Genomic DNA, 7,903 nt, shown 5'->3' with positions numbered 1-7,903 from the left:
ACCTGGCACCAGGGTGTAACGCTCGGGAGCGCTACCGTCTTTGGACAGGTTGGCAACGTTATACACTTCCAGTTCGTCCAGCGAGTAGCCGTAAGCAGGGTTGGCGCGCTCGATGCCGGTCATGCGCACATAACGGCCGCTGACGACCGGGAAGGTAGTATCTTCCACGCCACCGTTGCCTTGATCTTGCGAATACGCCTTGGTCCAGGTTTGCTGATCCTTGGGTACTTGCAAGATATTATCGTTGGATACTTCGACGATGTATTTTTTCGCAAAGGCCGGATCCCAGCGCAAGATCATGCGGTTCATGCTCATCGTCGAGCCCAGGTCGACTATCAGCTCGGCGGTCGGCTTGAAGTCCGAACCCCAGCGCGAATCGATGTCGCCATCGACAGCTTTCGCTGCGGCCAGGCCGACCGAATCCTGCGTGGTATCAGCCGTAGCAATGCGGGCACGCGCCAGGTTGATGCCGGGAGCGGCTTGCAACAGCGAAACCGGATCGCTGGTCTGGTCGCCGGCGGCATTGTGCACGCGTACCGTGTACTTGCCGAAATCGGCAGCCTGTACCGCAGGGAAGTCCAGCGTCGCGTTGTTGCCAACGTTGCGCAGGTCCTTGTCGAACCAGGTATACGTCATCGGCTCGGAACCAGTGGCTTTCACCGTCAGCGTGGCATGGCTGTTCAAGGCCGCCACCTGATTGCCTGGCTGCTGGGTGATGTGCGGCGCGGTCGCGGCGCCAACGGTCAAGATGACCGGTGTCGTTGGTACGCTCTTGACCAGGTTGCTCGCCACCACGTAGAACGACGCATTGTTATCGGTCTGCTTGACGGCATCGATCGTATAGGTGTCCGACTGGGCGCCTTCGATCTTCTGGTTGTCGCGATACCACTGATAGGTCGGTGGCGGCGCACCGTGTGCGACGATACGGAAAGTGGCAGTCTGCCCCTCTACCAGGCTGAGCGCCACCGGAGCGGTGATGATGCTTGGCGCCTCGGGCGCGACCACCGTCTCGACGGCGTCGTTGCTGATGAATTCGCCAAAGCTGTTTTTCACCTTCACTTTGTACACAGCGTTATTGTCGTCGCTGATCGCCAACGCGGTGTCGTAGCTGCTAGCCTTGGCGCCGGCGATTTCGACGCCATTGCGGTACCAGGTGAACTCCAGCGGTGCGGCACCCGACACGACGGCGTCGAAATGCGCAGTCTGGCCGACACTGACGGTCAGCGATTGCGGTTGCACCACGAATGCAGGCGGCAACTGGCTGGCGTCGCCAGGCTGCGGCACTGCCACTACGTCAAAGCTGGCAACGTTGCTGTGCAGCGTGCCGTCGGAAGACGCTGCGCTGATGGTCACGGTGCCCGGTTCAAATTTGCTGCGCACCGCGATACGGGCCAGGCCGCCTTCGGCTGCCAGCTCATGGTCGCCAGGCGAGTGGTAACCGATTGGCTTGTCTTGCGACACAGCATTGTTCCAGCCACCACGGTAATTACCGTTGTCGCTGACGGTGAAGGTGATGTTGGTGCTGTCTTCCGGCACCAGCCTGTTATGCGCGTCGACCACTTTGGCGGTGATGAACGCGGCATCGCTGCCGTTGGCGGTGATCTGGAAGGTCGTGCCGTCCGGCTTTTTCAAGCCAGGTTCGGTGATCAGCACGATGTGGTCGGGCTTGTCAGCGGTTGCGCGCTGATCTTGCACGTTCTGGCCGTTCACTTTTACCACATTGCCGATTTCGTCGAGACACTGCGCGGTGACAGTGCCGGTTTCCCACTGGATACCATCCCAATGCACCTGATGCGGCAAGCCGGTGGTGTCTTGAGTCAGGTCGGTATTTTCCATGTCCAGCGCATTCGGTACCTGGTCGGTGCCCCGTTGCGTGTCATTGACCAGCAAACGCACCGCCGGGCAGTTACTGAACGCATTGACGCGCACGGTACCGGAACGGTTCCAGTGATGCGCCAGGTTGACTACCGGACGCGTCTTGTAATCGACCCAGGCTGCCTGGTAGGCGTAATACATCAGTTTCGGGAAGCGGTTGCCGTCCATCATCGATGAACCGAGCGAACGCACTTCAAGTTTGCGCAAATCCGGCGGGTTGGGATTGTCCGCGGTAGCTACCGGAGCCGGCGTGGTGCTGGACAGGAAGGCATTGTTTTCACCAGGCGTTTCAGCCAGGTACCACTGCACCATGCCGAACGTTTTCGCTGCCACGCCGCGGCGCCAGTTGTTCAGGAACTCGGCGGCCAGCTCGATCTCGTGATCGTATTTGTAACGGTAGTCGCCCTTGCCCCAATACTCGGCGCCCCAGGCAGGCGAATTCGGGAAGTCGTGCTTGACGCCCAGTTCGCAGCCGTTCAGGGTACAACCGAGGATGGTGCCGTTCTTGTCGTTCGGGGTACGGTCGGTTGCCACGCGGGTATTGAGCGGATCCCAGGTGTTGTTTACTGCTTTCAACACTTGCGCGTAATTGGTATCCATCGGACCGTTATTCGACTCCCACGACAGGATCGAAGGATTATTACGGTCGCGCACGATCATCTCGGTGTGGATTTCCGTTTTCAACGCGAATTTATCGAGCTCGCTCTGGGTACAGGTATCGCTCAAGGCCGCGTTGTAGCACTTGTCGAAAGCCCCCTCGCCCTCGCCGCTAGGCTGGACGATGAAGATGCCGAGTGCATCGGCTGCCTCGACGAATTCCTTGCTCGACGACGAATGGCCAGGACGGTACAAGCTGCCGCCTGCATCGGCCAGCAGCTTCAGGTCGCGCCACTGCTGCTCTTCCGGCACGGCACTGCCCAGTGCTGGGTAATCGTAGCGTCCGGATGCGCCCCACAGATGATGGGCATAGCCGTTGATGATCGGGAAGTCTTTATCCCAGGTGATGGTGCGGATGCCAAGCGGGCTTTCGACCGTATCGACCACCGCGCCATCGACGCTGACGATATGCAGCACGCGGTACATATACGGCGTGCCGTGGCTGCTATTGTTCGGGAACCACAGCGTCGGTTTGGCGACGGTCAGGTTTTGAACGAACTTGTTGGTCGTCAAGCCCGGACCTGCGTTCGGCTGCAATACGCGGCCTTCCTGCGCCTGGGCCACCATCTGGCCGTTGGCGTCGACAATGCGGGTCGTCAGCGTGACGTTCTTCTGTACGCTGTCTTCGTTCAGCACATTGGTCTCGACCTGGATCGCCGCCGACGAGCCGTCGGCGGCGATGCTGGCGGTGGACACATGCGTGCCCCAGGTCTTCAGGATGGCATAGACGTTTTGCGGAATATGCACCTTGTCGGTGATATGCATGTACACCGGACGGAACAGGCCGGAATCGCCCTGGCCGAACCGCGCGTCGCCCGCGAAATGCGGATCCTCGAAACCGTTCTTGGTGATCTTGACCGCCATCACGTTGTCGCTGCCGAGCTTGACCATATTGGTCACGTCGACAACGAACGGCACAAACCCGATGACATGGGTAAAGGTCGGATTCAGCGCGCTGGTGCCTTGCACTTGCACGCCATTGATGAACACCTGGGCGCCGGTATGCGCGCCCTCGAATTCGATCAGGATCTTGCGGCCCGCATAGGCGGTCGACAAGGGCAGGTGCTTGCGGTACCAGACGGTACCGTAAGGCATGCCGGCCAGGCCCGACGTATTATTGACGAACATGTCCTGTTCGTTGACCGAATGGGGTACGCCAACCGAAGTCCAGCCGCTATCGTCGTAAGTGATATCGGTGACTTTCGAGTCGCCGATAAAACGATCGTCGTTGGTATATTTCCATGGAGTAGCGCCCAGATTGATTTTCAGGCGCTCCGATGGTGGCGCCAGGGACGAATCATCCGCCCTGGCGCTAGGTGGCCGGTACAAACTGGCCAACAGGCATAATACAAAAAACAGCCAAAAACTCGGCCGTATTGCAGGTGTATTTTTTTTCATTAGTCACCAAAAAAAAGAAAATAACCGCAGCACTCGCCGGTAACGGCTCGTGCCACGGCCCCAAGCACTTTCACGGAATGACAATTACCAATCATGCATAGCAAAAAACACTATACAAATATCATTCCGGAAAGTATTTCTAGCACTCCTTAAGGCAGCGCTAAGTGTTTCCACGGGGCATTATTATCTGGATAGTTTCCACTGGCAACTAATTTTGAAAGGGTGATGTCAGGAAGGAATCAACGGTTTGTTGATAGAGCATCCACAGTGTTTACCAAGACAACAACAAGAGGCATGACCGAAGAGACCATCCAAAATCAACATTTTGTTGACGCAACATCCACACCGTTTGCCTGGCTAGCAACAGCGCCGAAAACGTTACCCATTGGCCGAACCGCGCTGTGCTTTAAATGCCGGCATAAGCGATTTTCGCGCCAGAAAATATCGCGATATGTTATCTCCAAATAATGCCAATCGTCTTTTTAACAATAAAAAACAACCTGATCCCAGGCCACATCATTGTTAACAGGCGTAAAACGGCGCCAGGCAACGATATTGCGGCAACAATTCTTGTATGCCAAAAAATTCCTGGCTCGCCATGTATCCATTCCAATCATTCAATTCAATGAATTACCCATCAAATAATTTCATTTTAAATGATGGAATTAATCGAAAAATATAGCGAATATTCGATAACTCATTATTTCCCCAGTTCGGCACTCTCTATATTTTTTCCTATCATCAACACGGCGATCTTTGAGAAATCAATTGGCATCCAGGCAGACATTGCTCCGGTTACACCTGAAAAATGCCGGAAAATTATTTTAAATTTAAAATAAATAACAGCGAATGCGATGCAGGCAGTTCGTCGGGGCCTGCCGGGGAATACTGAAAACACTCGCGAATGGTCGGAGCAGGCGATGCAAAAAAAAGGCCGTGACGTCGAAACGCCACGGCCCTTGCACTTCCAACAAGCTTGATATCAAGCTGTCATTTTCTTACTTACAACAACTTACCAACCAATTCCCAACACCAGGTGTTCCGGTTTAGGGCCGATGACACTCGAGCTTTGGCTCGATACGTCGTCATAGGCAAAACCGTAAGCCTTGGCGCCGACGCTATGCTCATGCCAGAACTTCGCATAGTAGTTGGCTGGCGACGCCGCATACCACGCGGCGGTCGGTGCGCCCCACAACGAGCTGTCTTCCATGATATGGCGGTTCAGCGCGGCGGCGATTTGTGCTTCCAATGCCAATTCAATGGAAATCACCGCACCGTCGGTTTCGCCAGCCAGCGGGCTGGCCAACACGCCTTTGGCTTCCAGCATGTCCTGGGTGCTAGGCTTGCCTGGCACCGTATACACGATGTTGCCAAGAACGCCATTGCCCTTGTCGATTTCACGGAACACTACCTTATCATCGGCAGCGACCTGACCGACGAAACGACGCGAATTGTCGTACATATCTACGACCAGTGGCTTGGTGCGATACAGATTCCACATGTCGTTAATATATGCATCGAAATAAGCGGCGTTAACACGGCCGGTATCGAAGCTGCTCTTGCCTGGCGCCAGGATACGGCGAGGCTGCACTGCGTCAACCAGAAACTCTTTCGGCATTTCTTTCTGGTAAGCCGCAATGATGCTGTCGCGCGTTTCGGTAATCCCAACTTGTTCATGGAAATTATGGCTGTCGCCATACACATCCATCAGCAGCGGGAAGCCGAATTGGTCAACCTGGGTCGGGTTCATGTACAAGTTGTCGTTGAGCGTGAACTCATACCAGTCAAAATAGATATCGATGTTCGGATCGTTACGATTATTCAGATCCGGACCGGCGAAACCCGTTTGATGATTAATATCCTCATTAATCTTGATAAACAACGGCGAGCCCATCGAAACAAAGATACGGCCCGAATCCATCTTCGGCAACTTCAAGTTCTTGGCTTGCGCCAGCGTGAAGAAGTAATTACTGAAGTTCTCGCCGTTTTTCGTCAAATGACCTGGTGCATCGTTATCAGTCAGCAACATCGGCAATATCGCACCATCCGCCTGCAGGTAAGCGAAGTTGTCCTTGTTGGCTGGATCGCGGCCAATCACGGCAACGTAGATCTGGTCATCAGTCCATTTACCATGGGTGTTGTTTTTCAGATCGACAGTGACGAAACCAGGGACCACCGGATAGTCCGGATTGGTGCCGCCGTTACCACCGTTGCCACCATTGCCGCCGTTGACCGGATTAACGGTCAGCTTGGCGCCGGAAGACAGCGAACCGATGCCATTGGCATTGGCGACGCTGACGGTAAATACCGCACCGTTGTCGCTGGTCTGCGTCGCTGCGATATCGTAGCTGGCAGAGGTCGCGCCCGGGATCAGGTCGGTATTGCGGTTCCATTGATACGTAAATGGACCGTTACCGGCAACGCTGGCCTCGAAGTGAGCAGGCTGGCCCGCGGTCACCGCGACAGCGGCTGGCTGGACCGAGATCTGCGGTGCGGCGCCGGGATTAGCCGGACCGTACACTTCAAACTCGTACAGCGAATAGCCGTATGGCGTGGCGCGGGCAAAGCCTTGCAGACGTACATAACGGGCCGAGACCGGCGCGAACGTGATCTGTTCGATACCGCCTTTGCCGCCGCTGACATGCTTGACCGAATCCCACTTGTCTTTATCGTTCGACACCTGGATTTCATACTCGCTGCCATAGGCATTTTCCCATTGCAAAGTCACTTGCGAGATCACGGTCGGCGTGTACAGATCGATCGCCATCCATGCCTTGTCCTCGAACTTCGACGACCACCGGCTGTTCCCGCTGACGATACCATCAATTGCCATGCTGGCGGCAGTGCCTTGCGGATTTTCGACAGGGCTGGAAAACGCGGTCTTGCCGAGTGCCAGGTTACTGCCCAAGGCAACGTTGCCGTCGCCATTACCGTTGCCGCCATTGCCGCCATTACCGCCATTACCGTTGCCGGTCTGTGGATCGGCGCCGATACCTTGCGTTGCTTTCACGGTCAACACCGCACCATCGCTGGTGAGCTTGCTGCCGTTCGAGCTTTCCACAACAACGCTGTAGATGGCGCCGTTGTCATCGCTGGTCACTGCCGGCGTATCGTAGAACGGTACATCGGTACTTGCTACCAATACACCCTTCTTCAGCCATTGGTAACTCAGCGTGCCCGGACCCACCGCATCGACGGTGAAGTGGGCCGACTGGCCGACTTTCACTGTTTGCGCGGCTGGCGCGGTACGGATCGTCAACGCCGGGCTGAACACTTGCAGTTCAAACAGCGAGTAACCGTATTGCGTGGCGCGCTTGACGCCGTGCATGCGCACATACTGTGCCTTGGTAATCGCGAACAACAGATTCTCCACACCGCCTTGCCCGTTATTCTGGGTATACGCCGGTTTGTAGTCCTTGTCGTCCAGCGAGGTCTCGATTACATATTTCGAGCCATACGCGGTTTGCCAATCCAATACCACTTGATTGATTTCCTGCACCGAACCAAGATCGATACCGACCCACTGATCGTCCGACTTGGCATCATCGCCCTGGAACACAAACGAGGCCCAACGGGTACCTTCGTTGCCATTGTCGGCACGCACCTTGCCAATACCGTCATTGACATATTTCGGACCAAAGTAGTCGGCACTCTCGGTCGAGCTGGAGCGTGGCGTGCCTTTCAGCGCCAGGTTGGCGGCGTCCGACGGCACGCCGTCGATCACCAGCAAATTGGCGTCGTTGCTTCTGACCGCACTGCCGTTGGCTGGATTGGCGACATTGACCTGGAACCGCTGGCCGTTGTCTTCCAGTTTCACAGGCGCCGTGGTGTAGCTGCTGCCGGTGGCGCCGGCGATAGGCTGGTCGTTCAGATACCATTGGTAAGTCAAGCTGTCGGCGCCGGTGGCGACAACGCTGAACTTGGCCGTCTGGCCAGGAACGACGGATTGGTTAAACGGCTGCGACACGATGGT

General features: G+C 56.0%; 2 protein-coding genes (1 of these 2 cut by a window edge). Both read right to left on the bottom strand.

Translation table 11 applies throughout. The features are described 5' to 3' along the window. Nucleotides 1-3,297 carry the 5' portion of an immunoglobulin domain-containing protein gene (locus GJA_RS10915; RefSeq protein WP_479686745.1) on the bottom strand. 24 nt of this gene lie to the left of the window's left edge, so 3,297 of the gene's 3,321 nt are visible here — the first part of the coding sequence; it begins with the start codon at nt 3,295-3,297; the stop codon falls past the left edge of the window. Nucleotides 3,298-4,942: 1,645 nt separating this feature from the next. Beyond that, nucleotides 4,943-7,897 (bottom strand): beta-1,3-glucanase family protein, encoded by a 2,955-nt coding sequence (locus GJA_RS26140; protein WP_167541099.1) that lies wholly within the window; start codon nt 7,895-7,897, stop codon nt 4,943-4,945. Nucleotides 7,898-7,903 lie beyond the last annotated feature (6 nt).

The organism is Janthinobacterium agaricidamnosum NBRC 102515 = DSM 9628, assembly GCF_000723165.1.
In the GTDB taxonomy this organism is placed as follows: Bacteria; Pseudomonadota; Gammaproteobacteria; order Burkholderiales; family Burkholderiaceae_D; genus Janthinobacterium; species Janthinobacterium agaricidamnosum.
Note: the sequence above shows the minus strand (reverse complement) of the source record. Positions and strands in the feature narration are given on the sequence as shown.